The following is a 14,619-nucleotide window of genomic DNA, read 5'->3' on the forward strand; positions in this document are numbered from 1 at the left end:
AAGAATTCTTTACCGATGTTTCAAATAGCCCATCAACACTACATTTTCTAAGATCAGAATTTTTTTGCCTGCTAACCCAGCATAGTAATGATCATATACTGAAGTCTGAATATATTTTATTTCGGAGATAGAATGACAGACCTATTTATGCAAAATCCTGTTTATACAGTTATGGCCCTGGCCGGAACAATACTTTTCTTTATAAAGATCCTACTTCTCTTCTTTGGTGGAGATAGTGATTTCGATACTGATTTAGATATTGATATGAATGGAGATCACATCGATGGAGGAGATACTTTTTCGATAGTATCAATTCAGTCAATACTTGCTTTTTTCATGGGCACTGGATGGATTGGTTTAGCGGCAATTCATGAGTGGAAACTTACAAATGGTCAAAGCACAATTGCAGCGGCTCTATTTGGAGTTATCATGATGCTCTTTAGTTCGTTCATTACTTTTAAAATTAAAAAATTCAACTCAATTCCTAAAGTAGATATTAAAGAAGCAGTCGGTAAAGTCGGGCGTGCTTATACGAATATTCCATCTAAGGGCCAAGGCGTCGGACAAGTCGAAGTAACAGTTGGTAATAAGCAACAAATACTACAAGCAAGTAGTGTTGACGAAGCCATCAACTCTTTTGATGGGATCGTAGTTGTACAAGTCGATGATTCAGGAAATTTACTCGTAAAAAAATCATAATAACCAAGGGAGTCTAAGTGTTATTCAGTTCATTTGGAATTATGGGACTAGTTGTTGTCCCAGTTTTAATTCTTTTATTTGCGGCGGTATTCTTATCTAAGCAATATAAGAGGTGTCCTTCAAATCAAATACTTGTAATCTACGGTAGCGTAGGAACTGGCCAGTCCGCAAAGTGTATTCACGGTGGTGGGTCCTTTGTTATTCCACTATTACAAGACTATACATTTCTATCTTTAGAACCACTTACAATTGAAATAGATTTAAGGAGTGCACTTTCTAAAAAGAATATAAGAGTAAATGTTCCTTCAACTTTCACAGTCGGTATTTCTACAAAAAGTAATATCATGACCAACGCAGCAGAGAGACTCCTAGGTCTTTCGACTGATGAAATTTCTAATCAAGCTCAAGATATCATCCTAGGTCAAATGAGACTTGTTATTGCCACACTGGCCATTGAAGAAATCAATCAAGATAGAGAGAAGTTTCTAGACCTAGTTAATACAAACGTAAATGTTGAACTTAACAAGATTGGACTTGATGTTATTAACGTAAACATTCGAGACATTACTGATGAGTCAGGGTACATCGAAGCCATTGGTAAGAAGGCTGCAGCAGAAGCGATTAATAAAGCAAAGATTGAAGTTGCTGAACAAGAAAAAGATGGAGCAATTGGAGAAGCAAATGCGAACAAACAAAAGGAAGTTCAAGTTGCAAACCAAGTAGCTGAATCAGAAGCTGGTCAAAAAGAAGCGGAAAGAAATAAGAGAATTAAAGTCGCAAAGTTTGAGGCTGAAGGTATTGCAGGTGAAGCATCTTCTCTAAGGGAGCAAGAAGTTGCTCAAGCAAAGCAAAGAGCAATCACAGAACAGGGAAAGAAAGAAGCATTGAAGGAGCAAAGAGTCTTTGTTGCAATTCAAGAAGCTGAGTCTGTTAAAGGTGAAAATGAGTCTAAGGCCAATATTGCTGAATATGATGCAACCTTAAAAGAAAAGCAAGCCGATGCCGCCAAACGGGGTGAGGTTGCTCTTGCTCAAGCTCAAAAAGCAGTCCTTGAAGCACAGAAACTTGAAGAGATTGCAAGACTTGAGAAGACAGAAGTTGCACAAGAAGAAATCAATAAGAGAAAAGTTGAGATCACTGCAGAAGCTGAAGCAGAGAAACAGAGACGAATTGCCAAAGGTGAGGCCGATGCAATCTTAGCGAAGTATGAAGCTGAAGCACAAGGTATTCAAAAAGTTCTTGAAGCTAAGGCACAAGGGTACCATCGCCTTATTGATATCGTAGGTGAAGATAAGAGGCTAGTCCCTACTCTACTTATGGTTGAACAACTTCCAGAAATTATTGCACAACAAGTAAAAGCAGTCCAAGACCTTAAGATAGATAAAGTAACTGTCTGGGACAGTGGTGGAAATGGAGAAGGAGGTAAGAATGCAACCTCTAACTTTCTGAGTGGGCTTATAAACTCCTTACCTGCTGTACATGAGCTAGCAAAGCAAGCAGGTGTAGATCTCCCAGAGTTTCTAGGTCAAATAACACCACACGAAGTAAAAAAAATAGAATCTGAGAATCCCCCAGCAAGTCACAATTAGAAATAAAATCGCCCCTAAATGGGGCGTTTTATATTGAATCAATTGTGCCTAATCAAGAACTTCTATAGAATTAATTTTCTCATTTAATAACTCTTTAAGTAACTCTAAGTTACTACTATCCTTAGACGAGCTAATTCCAAAGCGATATAAAAACTTCTTAGAATTAAAAAGATAGAATAACTCCTCTCCATCTTTAGATTGATACTCGACCTTCGCCACTTGTAGACCATTTTCTAGCATTATTTCACGGGCCTTAAGATTGAGGGCATCCTTCTTTTTCAATTTCTCTAAAGTCTTCTCTAAGTCCTCTTCGCGAGTTCTATTCTTGAAGTTTTTCTTAATTGATAAATAGAGAATATCATCCTCAGATGAAGCCAGCATAAAATTAGTAACGAAGTTATCTTGAATTCTATATTCCTTAAAGCTGAACTTATTCTCATCTATAGGAATGGAAATGCTATATTCACTATTAAGATACTTACTAGTACTTCCCTCTTTTATAATCTTTCCCTTGTAGGGAATGAATAGAATAGAGCTGATTATTAAAACGAAAATTAATAATCCAGAATAGGTGATATTACCCTTTTGAAACTTCCAAGAGCTCCCCTCTTGTTTGGCTGAAGTCTTAACAAAACTTATTACCCATAGAGTTGTTGCAAATAAAGACAAGAAAAGCATTCCATAGTGCTTTAGAACAATTGAGCTTAATCCTTCTCTACCTAGGCTAGAGATTTGAATTACATGATGTGTTGGAAGGGCCCTCGCAAAGTAACCTATTAAGTTATTAGTGAAAGCAAGAAGTTCAGGCATAAATAAAATAAGCATTAGAACAGTTCCAAACCCACTTAATGCTGCTTGAGTCGGGCACACAAGTCCCATAACCATACCAAACATACAAATAATCAATGCACCAATTGGAACAGAAAGAAGCGTATGTAATGTTGAGATTTCACTATGGTGTAATGAAAAGATAAGACCAAATGAGACGAGAATAGTTAAAACTAGAGTTAGGAAGAGCTTCCCAAACAGAATTTCACTATATGTCGCCGGAGAGATCAATAGGGCCTCCAATGTCTTTTTATCTTTTTCCTCTGTGATAATAAATGATGTCAAGGTAAAGCCAACCATAACGAGAGACATTGCAAAAGTCATAACCCACAATGGTTTTGCAATTGTGATAGACATAAAAACATTAATCCCAATAGTAATCCCTAAAATTATTAAAGTTTGAGGGTTTCTAAGGGTTTCTTTTAAGTCTCTTTTAATAATTGCGCTAATAATGTGCTTTCTCATCTACTTACTCCTTTATCATTCTTGATAACTGATAAGAAAACATCTTTCATCGTTGCTTCTTTTGTATGTATGGAAAGAATTCGATCTTTCAAATTCATGTTACTTATTTTTTCAAAAACATCGCCATCATCCATATTGAAACACTGTACTGCCTCTTTCCCCTCTCTATCCAGGTAAGAAACCTCAACTTCATTTGTACCAAATTTCTTTTTCAAATACTTGGGCGAGCCGCTCGCAACTATCTTACCTCTATCAATAAAGGCCACTTCATCGCATAGAGAATCAACTTCTTCCATGTCATGGCTCGTTAGAAAAATAGTCGTTCCCAACTCTTTCATTCTAAGAATGAAGTCATGAACTTCAAATGATGATGAAGGATCAATCCCACTCGTTGGTTCATCGAGGAATAATAACTTAGGAGAATGAAGAATGGATCTAGCGAGAAGAACTCTTTGCTTTAAACCTTTTGATAAATTAGAAACTTTTTCATTTCTTTTATCCAGTAGAGATAAGGTTTCAATTATATTATCAGTATTCTTCTTTTCAACATTATACAACTCTCTGAAGAAGTCTATATTTTCCCAGACGGTTAAATTCTCATATAAATTTTGAGACTCAGAAACCACTCCAATCTGTTGATGAATTCCCTTCAAGTCCTTTCGTACATCGAGTCCTAAAATCGAAATTTCACCACTGGAGAATGTAAGTCTTCCAGTCATTGTTTTAATAGTTGTAGTTTTGCCAGCACCATTTGGACCTAGAAGACCAAAAATACTTCCAGACCTAACAGAGAGGTTTACGTTTTCTATTGCTTTGAAGTTTTCAAAACTCTTAGTCAGGTTTTTAATTTCAATAATATTACTCATAGAGAAATAGTAACTTGGAGTAAGCTAAAAATCGAATATATTTATTTAAAGTGGAGTAACGAAGTATCTATCTATTATCTTTAGGAGATTCCATTACGACGTATGTGGATATTGAATTAACTTGGGGCAAAGTTCCCAAAATATCTGTATGAAATACTTTATAGGCCGCTAAATCTTTTGTCTCAACTCTCAGTAAATACTCAAAAGACCCAGTTACATTGTGGCACTCAATCACCTCTGGTGATTGAACTATTGCCTTCTCAAATGCCCTTTGTGACTTTTTGGTATGAACAGATAGACCTACAGATATATATGCAGAGAAATTCACCCCTAAGAGAGAGTGGTCAATTATCGCTCTATAGCCCTTTATAATACCTAGCCTCTCAAGCTCCTGTACTCTTCTTAAACAAGCAGACGCTGATAGTCCGACCCGTGACGAAAGTTCTGAGTTACTCACTCTTCCGTCCGAGCCAAGCTCACGCAATATTCTTTCGTCAATTTCATCAATTTCGATCATATATTGCAAAAAATACCATCTCGATGCAGAAAAAAGCAAGATAAAATTTTCAACTTCCTGCTATAGTTTAGCTTATGAATATAGAATCAATCACAGCACTTCTTTCATTCGCACTAGTCTCCTCTATTACACCAGGACCAAATAATATTATGTTAATGAGCTCGGGGACGAACTTTGGCTTTAAGCGATCTCTTCCACATATGCTTGGAATTAATCTTGGTTTTACTTTTATGTTAATTCTTATAGGTATTGGCCTAAGTCAGATTTTCAATCTCTATCCCGTCATCCAAACAATTCTAAAGTTCGTTGGTGTTGCCTACTTAATTTATCTTTCTTATAAGATCGCACGCTCTTCATCAGTACAAGTTAAAGGTGATAATCAGGCAAGGCCGTTAACTTTTTTTCAAGCAGCTCTATTTCAATGGGTAAATCCTAAAGCTTGGACTATGGCCACTGCAGCTGTAACCTTATATGCACCAACAAGTTCATATAGAAATGTCGCAATCGTGGCGATTTCCTTTAGCGCGATGAATTTTCCGGCAATTTGTACATGGACATTACTTGGTAAGCAAATTAGAAAGAAATTAGACAACCCACGATTTCTTTTAATATTTAATTACATCATGGCGTTACTGCTACTTAGCTCACTCTATTTTATAATTATGTAAAATATTTAAAGGCTTTTTGATAAGTCTCGAATATATCTTGCAAGCTTCTTAATTTGCTTTGTCTCAACTGTAGACTCACGTTTTACAAGATAAACTACTCTCTTCACTTTTTTAAATTTTGCGGGAAGTTCTCTCTCAACAAGCCTATACTCCGCTTTAACTATCTCATTGTGAAGACTTGCAACGAATTTTGGTAGAAAGACAGCGCATAGTCCATTTCGACACATTGAAATCGCCGTCTCCATCAAATCCACTCTATAGCGAATTTCTCTTTTAAACTTATCATCAGGCCAACTATCTAGCCCCTTCACACCTGTTGGAGCTCCTTCAACCGGTATGGCCGGTGCTGCAAACGGAATAGAGAGTAATTCTTCTTGTTTAAAGGCACCTTTTTTAGTGTAGGCGCCCATTTCAATTTCTGTAATCTTTAAATGTTCAATACCTGGATATGGAATTGGTTCATAAGTTATGGCCATATCTATTTCACGATTAAGTAACGCCTTTTCTAGCCTTCCGGGGACTAGCTCGTGAAAATCAAGTTCATACTCAGAAAATACAGGTGCTAGAGTCTTTGCAAAATAAGTCGTAAAAACTTCAAAAGAACCTATTCGTAGAATTTTTACATCTGAAATTTTCTCCAGATTTAAAATTCCATCAAGGCTATCTAAAAAAGCAGGTATTCTCTTTGCCAATGCATGTCCTTCATCTGTAAACGATATCCCCCTACCTACCGGAATATATAAATTCGCTCCAAACTCATCTTGAAGAATCGAAAGTGATTTTGATAATCCAGAATGTGATATCCCCAAGAGTTCCGAAGCTCTTCGCATATTTCCAGTCTGATACAAGGTTATAAATTGCTTAAGTCGATTGGTTTCCATATGGAACCAATAGTTGAACATTAATCGCTTTTAGTCAACATAGTGTAGTGATAGTTTCAAATTAACAAGGAGAGAAATATGAAGAAGCAGACAAATTTTTTGATTACAACAGTACTAATACTCTTAAACTTACCTGTTCTTGCAGAAGTGCCAATTGCAAAAAGAGAAGGAGTTTCAAGTGAATATCTAAGCTGTAAGCTCTATGAGAATAAACGAACACTTACACTAAGACAAAGAGGTGCTCGAAATATAGAAGAAAGTGAGGAATTACTAGTTCCACACTCAATTATAAATGACCATGCAACAAGCGCTATCGAGGCAAGAGGAAGAGCATCTTACAGGTGGCTAGCTCATCAAGAAACCTACTATGTTCAAGGTCATAAATTCTATGCCACAGGCTATGAAAATATTTCCAATAGTTCACCTGCATCAGAAGTTTTAATCAACTTGATTAATTCAATTTGTGACCTTCCACAGAGAGACTTTAGAATTTTTGGTGATTTTATTTTCAATTTAAAGATTGAAGATAAAATTTTTAAAGACAGAGTGAAAATTCAGCTTTTAAGAAATGGAGATAATATACCAAAAGTAGTTGGTTCTTACTCTGTCCCACTATCTTTTTCTTCCCCTATTTCAGAGCTAACTTATAGAGAAGATTCATTCTCATTTAAAATAAGAGTCAAAGAGAATGGTCAAGACTATTACGCTCAATTCGAAGGACAATTTACGGGGCAAGATTCTTTGAGAGGTCGAGCTGTCATATTACCTGAAAGAAGCTTTCTAGGGAGCTTCTCAGGAGAGAGGATAAAGAAATGAATCAAATATTAGACCTAATGAAATCTCACCGTTCTATCAGAAAGTATGAAAATAAAGACGTATCGAATGAATTAATCTTAGAGATATTAGAGGCCGCTACCATGGCCTCTTCCTCAGGTAATATGCAACCATACTCCATTATTATTACTAGAGACGATGACATAAAAAGAGAATTACTTCCTCTGCACTTTAATCAATCTATGGTTTTAAACTCGCCAGTTCTAGTTACATTCTGTAGCGACTTTAATCGCATGAGAAAATGGCTTAAATACAATAATGCTCCTGAGAATTTTGATAATTTTATGAGTTTTTTAATCGGAATGATTGATGCAACTATAATGTCTCAAAATTTCGCACTAGCTGCTGAGGCAAGAGGATTAGGAATTTGCTATATGGGAACAACTTTGGCTTCAAATTTAGAGATCGCTAAAACTCTTAAACTACCTAAGTACGTTGTTCCTGTTGTTGGATTTTCATTAGGCTACCCAGCAGAATCTCCAGAAAAACGAGATCGACTTCCTTTAGAAGGAATTATTCATCACGATGTTTACAAGGACTATACAGAAGAAGAAATACAAAATATTTACTCATCCAAAGAGAAACTTGGAATGCAAAGATATCGCTCGTCAAAAGAACTTAGTGAAATTATAGAAAAAAGTAATGTTGATAATCTTGCACAAATCTATACCAAGATTAAGTATACAAGGGAGTCCCACATAAAATACTCTGAAGACGTTATCTCTTGCCTAAGAGAGCAAGGATTTCTCTAAGACTTACGAAGAAATATAAAACTAAGCGCCACAAAGAAAAGAGTTACACAATAGTATGAGCTAGTAACTACTTCAATAGGAGCAATCTTAAAGCTTGCTCCTAGAAGAAGTGCTTGGGCTCCATATGGTAACAAACCTTGTGTGATACAAGAAAAAATATCCAATACACTTGCAGAGCGCTTAGCACTTACTTCTCCACTTGCGGCCAACCTCTTAGCGATGGGCCCAACGATTATGATGGAAACTGTATTATTTGCAACACATAGGTTTGTAATAGAAACAAGTAGTGCAATCCCCAACTGGTCGGCTATCTTCTCACTCCACTTTGAAACAATCTTTGTTAAAGACTGAATAGTTTTTGAGATATATTCCAGACCACCACCTTCTCTAATGAACTCAGATAGGCCACCAATGAGAAGAGATAATAAGAATATCTCCTGCATACTACTAAATCCCTTATAAATATCTTTAGTGAAAGCTAAGAAAGTATAATCTCCCATCATTCCTATAACACCAGCTATTAAGATACCTGCAAAGAGAACAACGAAGACATTCACCCCTAGTATTGCTAACAACAAAATAAAGAAGTATGGGATGGCCAAAATAAGATTGAAGTCTTTAACTTCTATTGATTCTGGGCTTGGTGCAAAGAAGAAAAGAATGACCATAGTGATGATTGCTGCAATCAAAGACATGTTAAAATTCTCTTTAAACTTATCTTTCATATTACAACCTTGAGATCTTGTGGCAGCAATCGTAGTGTCAGATATAATAGAGAGATTATCGCCAAACATTGCTCCCGATATAACTGCTCCAGCCATTATATTGAGGTCGATTCCTGCCTTTGTAGATACTGCTAAAGCGATGGGCGCAATTGCTCCAATAGTACCCATTGAAGTTCCCATCGCCGTTGCGACAATAGCTGAAATTATAAAAATACCTGGAAGTAAAAAATTAGCTGACACGAGAGAGAGTCCGGCATTAACAACGGCATCGACACCACCTGTGGCACTGGCCACAGTTGAAAAAGCTCCCGCTAGAAGATAAATCAGACACATTGTAATTATATTACTGTGACCAATACCTTTTACAAAGACCTCTACCTTCTCCGACACTCTACCTCGGTGTAAGCAAAATGCTAGAATGATGGCCGGAATAATCGCAATAGGTGCAGGCACCTGATAAAAGGCATAATCAACTCCCACTGACTCAAAATAGATACCAACACCTAGAAAGACTGCAACGAAGAGCAGTAAAGGTAAAATTGAGAGTTTTGCAATAGTTGTATTTACCAAATTCATTTAATTATTCCTTTTATAGAGAATGAATATCTTATGATAACAACCTCTTTAACCTTTCTCTAGTCAAATCATCTGTCCACTCTCGACCAAGCTCTAAGAGCTCTGTAGAGCTGGAATCTAGTCCCAATTCTCGCAAGTAATTATCATCACAAACAAAGAATTGCTTTCTATAGGGAAGAATATACTCGGTCGGTGTCGCAAACTTTCGAGCTTCCTCAATTGTAGAGAACCACTTTTTCCATTGAGAAGCCCACCTTGGAGGGTTTACAAGATCTGCAAGCTCATAAGAGTCCTTAAGAGCTTTCCAATTCTCATAGCCTGCGGTCTTAGCTATTATCTTAAAAGCTTCTTTTAAGGCGATATCTTCACCTTTAGATTTCTTCGCTTTTTGAAGTAGCTTTGCTTTGATTTTTAAAGATTCAATACTAGAACTAGACATACATTTCTCCTCTGGTTCTTGTTGCCATTTCCGTCATTAGCAACCAAAAGATTAAATGTAAGATAAAGAATTTGAAGTGAGGTACTCTTTTTAACGGTTAGGCGTCTTCAAAGCCTAAATCAACTATAACTTAGGAATATAGTTGATTCAAGCTTGAAATTTATTTCTTATTCGCCTAAATCTATCATTTTTTTGAAGCCACCCCACATCATGCGCTTTCCATCAAATGGCATTTCCTCATTCTCCATCGCCTCCATTCTCGGGTCACTCATAACCTTATCAAGAACTTCATCTCTATGCTCTCTCGAATTATATGTGATCCAAGAGAAGATAACGACTTCATCTTTTTCAAGATTTACGCTCTGAGGGAATGATGTCAATTCTCCCGACTCCACATCATCTGCGACACACTCTACGTAAGAAATTGCACCATACTCCATCCAGATCTTACCGGCCTTTTCTGATATTGCTTTATAAGCATCTAGATTCTTCTTTGGTACAGGTGCTATAAAACCATCTACATAATTCGACATAATACTTCCTTATTTCTTATTTAATAAATAATCTAAACTTCCTTTTACAATAGAAAAGAACTTATCCTGTTGGATTGCTCTATCTTCATCATTTTGAGCAGCTATAAAACAATAGTTCTTATTCTCTTTCTTCAGTAAATAGGCCATTGATATTACCCCAGGCTCACTTCCACCTTTATAGCCTGCATACTTTACTAATTTCTTCGATACGAAAGGCGTATTGAAAGAAAGAATATCTAAAACCTTTGAGCTCTTTTTCAAATCTAACTCTTGGTAGAGCTGACAAAGATCACCAGCATTAGCAAACCATTCTATCTTTTGAATGTGAGTAGGTGTATTTCCCCACTTTTTTATATTCTCATTAAATTCTTCATCAGACTTTTTATAAAGATCAGAAATCATATTCAAACGAACTTCTCGCGATGACTTCATATACTTTGCTACGTCCTTATCATCAAAAAAAGCTCTTGCTTTAAACATATCCATCGTAGAGAGAAAGGGTATATTCCTAGAGTCTTTATTCCCTAATCTTTTAACAATCTTCTCCACACTTTCTCTTCCTACAAAGTTTAGCAGATGATCAGTGGCCGTATTATCAGAAATCTCAATCATTTTTCTGGCAAAGAAAAATAATTCTCTCTTCTCACCTTCTTTAAGATTTTGCATCTCTCCAGATGGAAGTGATTTAAACTTTTTTTCAATTTTTAAGAGATCACTCCATTTAGCCTCTCCTCTAGAAATTTTCTCTTCCAAGGCCAAGAGAATATAGAGTTTAAAAGCGGAGCCCAATGGGAATGCTTGATCTTTATTCACAGAAACGATCTCTTTCCCCTCAAGTGTAGAGAATAGAAGATTTGAATTCCCCTCTAAAGAGTCGAAGATCTCTTTTAATTGCTTATCGCTTTCAATTACAACTGGAGGAGAAACTTCACCTTTAAAAAGAAGACCTGTAATTAAGTTGTTTTTTTGCGAAATCACAATATTAAATTTGAGTTCTTTTTTTGCCTTAACTATAAAGCTTGCAGAAAAAGGTGAATTCAAAGTGTTTACAGTTTCTTGACACTCTCCAAATTCAGTCACAATTGATTTTAAAATTCCTTCTATTTGATCTTTAGGAATTGCCTCAATGAAAGAGCTATCAAAATTATCGCTGTAGTTTAATGAAGCGTTCTTCTTTAAAAGAGAGCAGACATATCTTATTTTTTCTTCTATTTTTCCAAGAACACTTCGACTATCTCTCACCCAGAGACCAGTGATTTGATTCTCTTTATCTAAGTAAAGGTTAAAATTTACAATAAAATCATCTGAAACAGTAGTGATGAGATAATGACCATCACCAACTCTGCTCTCACTAACCTTCTTACACTTTCCATACTTCTCACGAAGATTTTTAAATGTTTCACTACTGCTACTAAAGTCCACCTCTTCTCTAAAATATGCAGAGAAGAATTTAACATACTCTTCTTTAGAGATATCATCTTGTAGGTTTCGACATAAGAGATTTGAAACTTCTGAGAGAGATGCAAAAGATGCACTGGAAAATAATAATAAGTATAAGAATACAAATTTCTTCATTTAAACTTCCTCACTAATTAATTTCTTATTTAATTCCAGCAGCGCCACAGGCATTGGTAACTTATCCCAATAGAGATCTAACTTTTCTTTAAGGTAATGGTTCGCAAGCTCTTCCCTACCCTCAAAGAGATCTTCCCTCTTTTGTAAGAGATCCAAATCGGAGTGGCAATCACTCCCTTCACTTGCACCAGAAGATTTCGCATTAAAACCTAAGCACCCGAAAGGTTTCCACTCAGGAGAGATAGAACATCCCTTAGGACCTTTATTATAAAAAGGACATGTATACGTTCTTCTAAACATACTTCCTGCGCCAGTTTGAATTTCATAATCCAAACGATTATTTCTTATGACCTCTTTTAACTCGGCTATTAGCTCATCATTCCATCTATTATTATCTTTTAAGAAGAGATAAAGCTCTAGCGTCTGAACAGGATCGGTTTGCATTGAATTGGATACAAAAGTGCAACAAAGTCCACTGCACGAAAAACAATTGATCTCTCTATCCAATAAAGAGTTCATATTTTCATTCAAAACCGAGCGCCTTACTGCGTAGTTTGGAAGTTCAAAACTACTCAACAAATGTTCATATAAATTTTGGGCCTTATTAGTCATAAAGGAGATTTATCCGAATAATAATGATATGTTAACTATTATTGATATAAATGAAGTAATTATATGGAGATATTTCTCAATATTTCCAACAACTTAAGGTTTACAATGAGTGTAAAAGAGATCGTTTTTAGCATGATGGCCGTAATGGTAATTGTCTTCGCCCTTTTTCCTTTTTTTAGAAAGAGAGAAGTTAAGCGCAACAATCTAGAAGTTAAGTACTTCGATGCCCTTAGAGCTAAGTCTGAGAATCTAACTGAGCTTGGACTTGAGTACTATATGAATTTAGGATTAGATGAAGAGGGAGCGAAACGTTCGATAGAAAATGATATGGCCCACACTAAGTGAGGGCCAATCAATATTACTTGGCAGATAGCTTAACAGTCATTTCTACATCATCGTGAATTAACTTATCACCAAGATCTTTAAAGAACGATCCTGACTTATACTTAATATCATAATGAGCTCTATTGAATTTTACATTTGCAGTAGCAGTTGCTCCACCTGATTTATTCTCAACATTTGCTTTAAACATTACTGGCTTTGTAATTCCTTTAATCGTTAAGTCGGCTTCAACATCGTAATGTCCACCTTTTCCAAGTCTCGCAGACTTGATTACTAACTTTGCAGTATCAAACTTATCTACAGAAAAGAAATCATCATTCTTTAAGTGATTAACAAGTTTCTTATTGTACTCAGGGTTGTCGATATCATCACAAGAGATAGTAGTCATATCAATAACAAATTCACCACCAACAAGATCACTATCTTTAAAGTTTAATGAACCAGATTTAATTTTTACTTTTCCATTATGTCCACCAGTCACTTTAGTCGCTTTCCACTCAAGTGTTGAAGCGCTTGTATCAACTGCTAACTTCTTGTCTGCTGCAAAAATTGAGAACGTACTCAATGCTATAATTAATGTCATAATTTTTTTCATTTTCTTCTCCTTAAAAAATTATTTCAAAAATTCTAGTTTCATTTTGATTACAGAACAAGTCTTTTGGAATAAGTTTGCAAAGACATGACAAAGCATTCATTTCGTTAGATACTTTTACTCAACGTCAAACGAGACCAATCATCAATAATATAGGTAACTTATGCAAAGGGTTCTGTGTTATATAATATTTCTTGCTTTAAGATTAGTTAAGCTAACTTACAAGTTTGAGTATAGGAATGAGCAGTACATAAGTGACGCAATAGAAAACTCAGAGCACAAATCTTTTATACTCGCACTTTGGCATCAAAATATTCTGGCCTCTATTCTTTCTCACTTAGATCAAAAATTTTCTATGATAATTAGCTCTTCTAAAGATGGTGAATATGTTGCGAATATTTGTGAGAACTTTGGACATATTCCAGTAAGAGGTAGCTCATCTAAAGGTGGAGTTAAAGCACTAATAAATTCTATAAAATTATTAAAAGAAGGGATACCTAGTGCGGTTGCCATAGATGGGCCACGAGGCCCTCTTTACAATATAAAGCCCGGTGTCTTTGAAATGGCCAAGAAAGCCCAGGTTCAAATTATCCCTATGACCATCTCATCTAATAATTACTGGTCATTTGAAAAGGCGTGGGACAAATTTAGAGTTCCTAAACCGTTCAGTAAAATAATAATCCATTACGGAGAGCCTATAAGCGTTCCCAATAATTATGATAAGAATAACATTCCCACTTTGATAGAGCTTCTCCAGCAGACCATGCGAGAAAATGAAGAAAAAGTGTCCTCTAGCTTTGCGTGAAACCCAACCTTAGAGTATTCTTAACGTATGGAAAATTTAAAAGAAAAACTAACAAATGAAATTGAAAAGGCCACTTGGCCATTATTAGAAGAACACCACAAACGTGAGGCACTTTTAATTGTAGATCTGGAGCTAGATCTCGTTGATGTCAGCGTCGCTGTAGCCAACGACGATGTTCAAAACGTTAAGACCTGGCTAACGAGTGAGAAACTTATCCGTCCAACAGATGAGATGATTCAATCTTGGGAAGAGAACCCTGAACTAGGGTTTAAGTTTTTAATCATTCAGCCCTATGTTATTGCACAGGAAATAAAGGAATAG

18 protein-coding genes are annotated in these 14,619 nt (G+C 35.9%); 8 read left to right on the top strand and 10 right to left on the bottom strand.

Annotated features, from left to right (window positions below):
- Window positions 1-132 precede the first annotated feature (132 nt).
- Both BMS_RS14615 and BMS_RS14620 read left to right on the top strand, forming a co-directional pair.
- Window positions 133-699: a hypothetical protein gene (locus BMS_RS14615; protein WP_014245595.1), complete on the top strand. Its 567-nt coding sequence runs from the start codon at window positions 133-135 to the stop codon at window positions 697-699.
- Between the two features lie 17 nt (window positions 700-716).
- Entirely contained in the window at window positions 717-2,288 is a 1,572-nt protein-coding gene (locus BMS_RS14620) for a flotillin family protein (protein ID WP_014245596.1), read from the top strand.
- A gap of 48 nt (window positions 2,289-2,336) precedes the next feature.
- Here the strand turns inward: BMS_RS14620 and BMS_RS14625 are convergent, their stop codons facing one another.
- The 3 genes from BMS_RS14625 to BMS_RS14635 form a co-directional block, all read right to left on the bottom strand.
- Complete coding sequence (locus tag BMS_RS14625) at window positions 2,337-3,581, bottom strand: ABC transporter permease (protein WP_014245597.1); 1,245 nt, start codon at window positions 3,579-3,581, stop codon at window positions 2,337-2,339.
- The gene (locus BMS_RS14630; protein WP_014245598.1) at window positions 3,578-4,447 is read right to left on the bottom strand and encodes an ABC transporter ATP-binding protein; all 870 of its coding nucleotides are present in this window, start codon (window positions 4,445-4,447) and stop codon (window positions 3,578-3,580) included. Before BMS_RS14630 ends, BMS_RS14625 begins: the two co-directional genes overlap by 4 nt.
- Before the next feature lie 67 nt (window positions 4,448-4,514).
- On the bottom strand, window positions 4,515-4,964 hold the full coding sequence (locus tag BMS_RS14635; RefSeq protein WP_044557673.1) for an Lrp/AsnC family transcriptional regulator: 450 nt from the start codon (window positions 4,962-4,964) through the stop codon (window positions 4,515-4,517).
- A 74-nt stretch (window positions 4,965-5,038) separates the two neighbouring features.
- Here BMS_RS14635 and BMS_RS14640 point away from each other — a divergent pair, with 74 nt between their 5' ends.
- Window positions 5,039-5,632, top strand: a complete 594-nt coding sequence (locus BMS_RS14640) for a LysE family translocator (RefSeq protein ID WP_014245600.1) — start codon at window positions 5,039-5,041, stop codon at window positions 5,630-5,632.
- Window positions 5,633-5,637: 5 nt separating this feature from the next.
- Here the strand turns inward: BMS_RS14640 and BMS_RS14645 are convergent, their stop codons facing one another.
- On the bottom strand, window positions 5,638-6,513 hold the full coding sequence (locus tag BMS_RS14645; protein ID WP_014245601.1) for a LysR family transcriptional regulator: 876 nt from the start codon (window positions 6,511-6,513) through the stop codon (window positions 5,638-5,640).
- A gap of 78 nt (window positions 6,514-6,591) precedes the next feature.
- Here BMS_RS14645 and BMS_RS14650 point away from each other — a divergent pair, with 78 nt between their 5' ends.
- Together BMS_RS14650 and BMS_RS14655 are read left to right on the top strand one after the other, a co-directional pair.
- On the top strand, window positions 6,592-7,329 hold the full coding sequence (locus BMS_RS14650) for a hypothetical protein (RefSeq protein ID WP_014245602.1): 738 nt from the start codon (window positions 6,592-6,594) through the stop codon (window positions 7,327-7,329).
- Complete coding sequence (locus BMS_RS14655) at window positions 7,326-8,099, top strand: nitroreductase family protein (RefSeq protein ID WP_014245603.1); 774 nt, start codon at window positions 7,326-7,328, stop codon at window positions 8,097-8,099. Before BMS_RS14650 ends, BMS_RS14655 begins: the two co-directional genes overlap by 4 nt.
- Here BMS_RS14655 and BMS_RS14660 read toward each other — a convergent pair.
- The 5 genes from BMS_RS14660 to BMS_RS14680 all read right to left on the bottom strand — a co-directional run bounded on the left by BMS_RS14660 (window position 8,096) and on the right by BMS_RS14680 (window position 12,466).
- Complete coding sequence (locus BMS_RS14660; RefSeq protein ID WP_014245604.1) at window positions 8,096-9,400, bottom strand: Na+/H+ antiporter NhaC family protein; 1,305 nt, start codon at window positions 9,398-9,400, stop codon at window positions 8,096-8,098. The genes BMS_RS14655 and BMS_RS14660 overlap by 4 nt on opposite strands.
- A 31-nt stretch (window positions 9,401-9,431) precedes the next feature.
- On the bottom strand, window positions 9,432-9,839 hold the full coding sequence (locus tag BMS_RS14665; protein ID WP_014245605.1) for a hypothetical protein: 408 nt from the start codon (window positions 9,837-9,839) through the stop codon (window positions 9,432-9,434).
- A 167-nt stretch (window positions 9,840-10,006) separates the two neighbouring features.
- The gene (locus BMS_RS14670; protein ID WP_014245606.1) at window positions 10,007-10,372 is read right to left on the bottom strand and encodes a DUF1428 domain-containing protein; all 366 of its coding nucleotides are present in this window, start codon (window positions 10,370-10,372) and stop codon (window positions 10,007-10,009) included.
- Between the two features lie 9 nt (window positions 10,373-10,381).
- Window positions 10,382-11,947: a serine hydrolase gene (locus tag BMS_RS14675; protein ID WP_014245607.1), complete on the bottom strand. Its 1,566-nt coding sequence runs from the start codon at window positions 11,945-11,947 to the stop codon at window positions 10,382-10,384.
- Window positions 11,948-12,466 (bottom strand): hypothetical protein, encoded by a 519-nt coding sequence (locus tag BMS_RS14680; RefSeq protein WP_157868298.1) that lies wholly within the window; start codon window positions 12,464-12,466, stop codon window positions 11,948-11,950. It lies immediately after the preceding gene.
- A 156-nt stretch (window positions 12,467-12,622) separates the two neighbouring features.
- Between BMS_RS14680 and BMS_RS14685 the strand changes: the two genes are divergently transcribed.
- The gene (locus tag BMS_RS14685; protein WP_014245609.1) at window positions 12,623-12,904 is read left to right on the top strand and encodes a hypothetical protein; all 282 of its coding nucleotides are present in this window, start codon (window positions 12,623-12,625) and stop codon (window positions 12,902-12,904) included.
- Window positions 12,905-12,917: 13 nt separating this feature from the next.
- Here the strand turns inward: BMS_RS14685 and BMS_RS14690 are convergent, their stop codons facing one another.
- Window positions 12,918-13,496: a YceI family protein gene (locus BMS_RS14690; protein WP_014245610.1), complete on the bottom strand. Its 579-nt coding sequence runs from the start codon at window positions 13,494-13,496 to the stop codon at window positions 12,918-12,920.
- Between the two features lie 160 nt (window positions 13,497-13,656).
- Here BMS_RS14690 and BMS_RS14695 point away from each other — a divergent pair, with 160 nt between their 5' ends.
- Together BMS_RS14695 and BMS_RS14700 are read left to right on the top strand one after the other, a co-directional pair.
- Window positions 13,657-14,298, top strand: coding sequence for a lysophospholipid acyltransferase family protein (locus tag BMS_RS14695; RefSeq protein ID WP_014245611.1), 642 nt, complete (start codon window positions 13,657-13,659; stop codon window positions 14,296-14,298).
- Between the two features lie 27 nt (window positions 14,299-14,325).
- Complete coding sequence (locus BMS_RS14700) at window positions 14,326-14,619, top strand: DUF2288 domain-containing protein (protein ID WP_014245612.1); 294 nt, start codon at window positions 14,326-14,328, stop codon at window positions 14,617-14,619.

The sequence above is a fragment of the Halobacteriovorax marinus SJ genome (assembly GCF_000210915.2).
Lineage (GTDB): Bacteria > Bdellovibrionota > Bacteriovoracia > Bacteriovoracales > Bacteriovoracaceae > Halobacteriovorax > Halobacteriovorax marinus.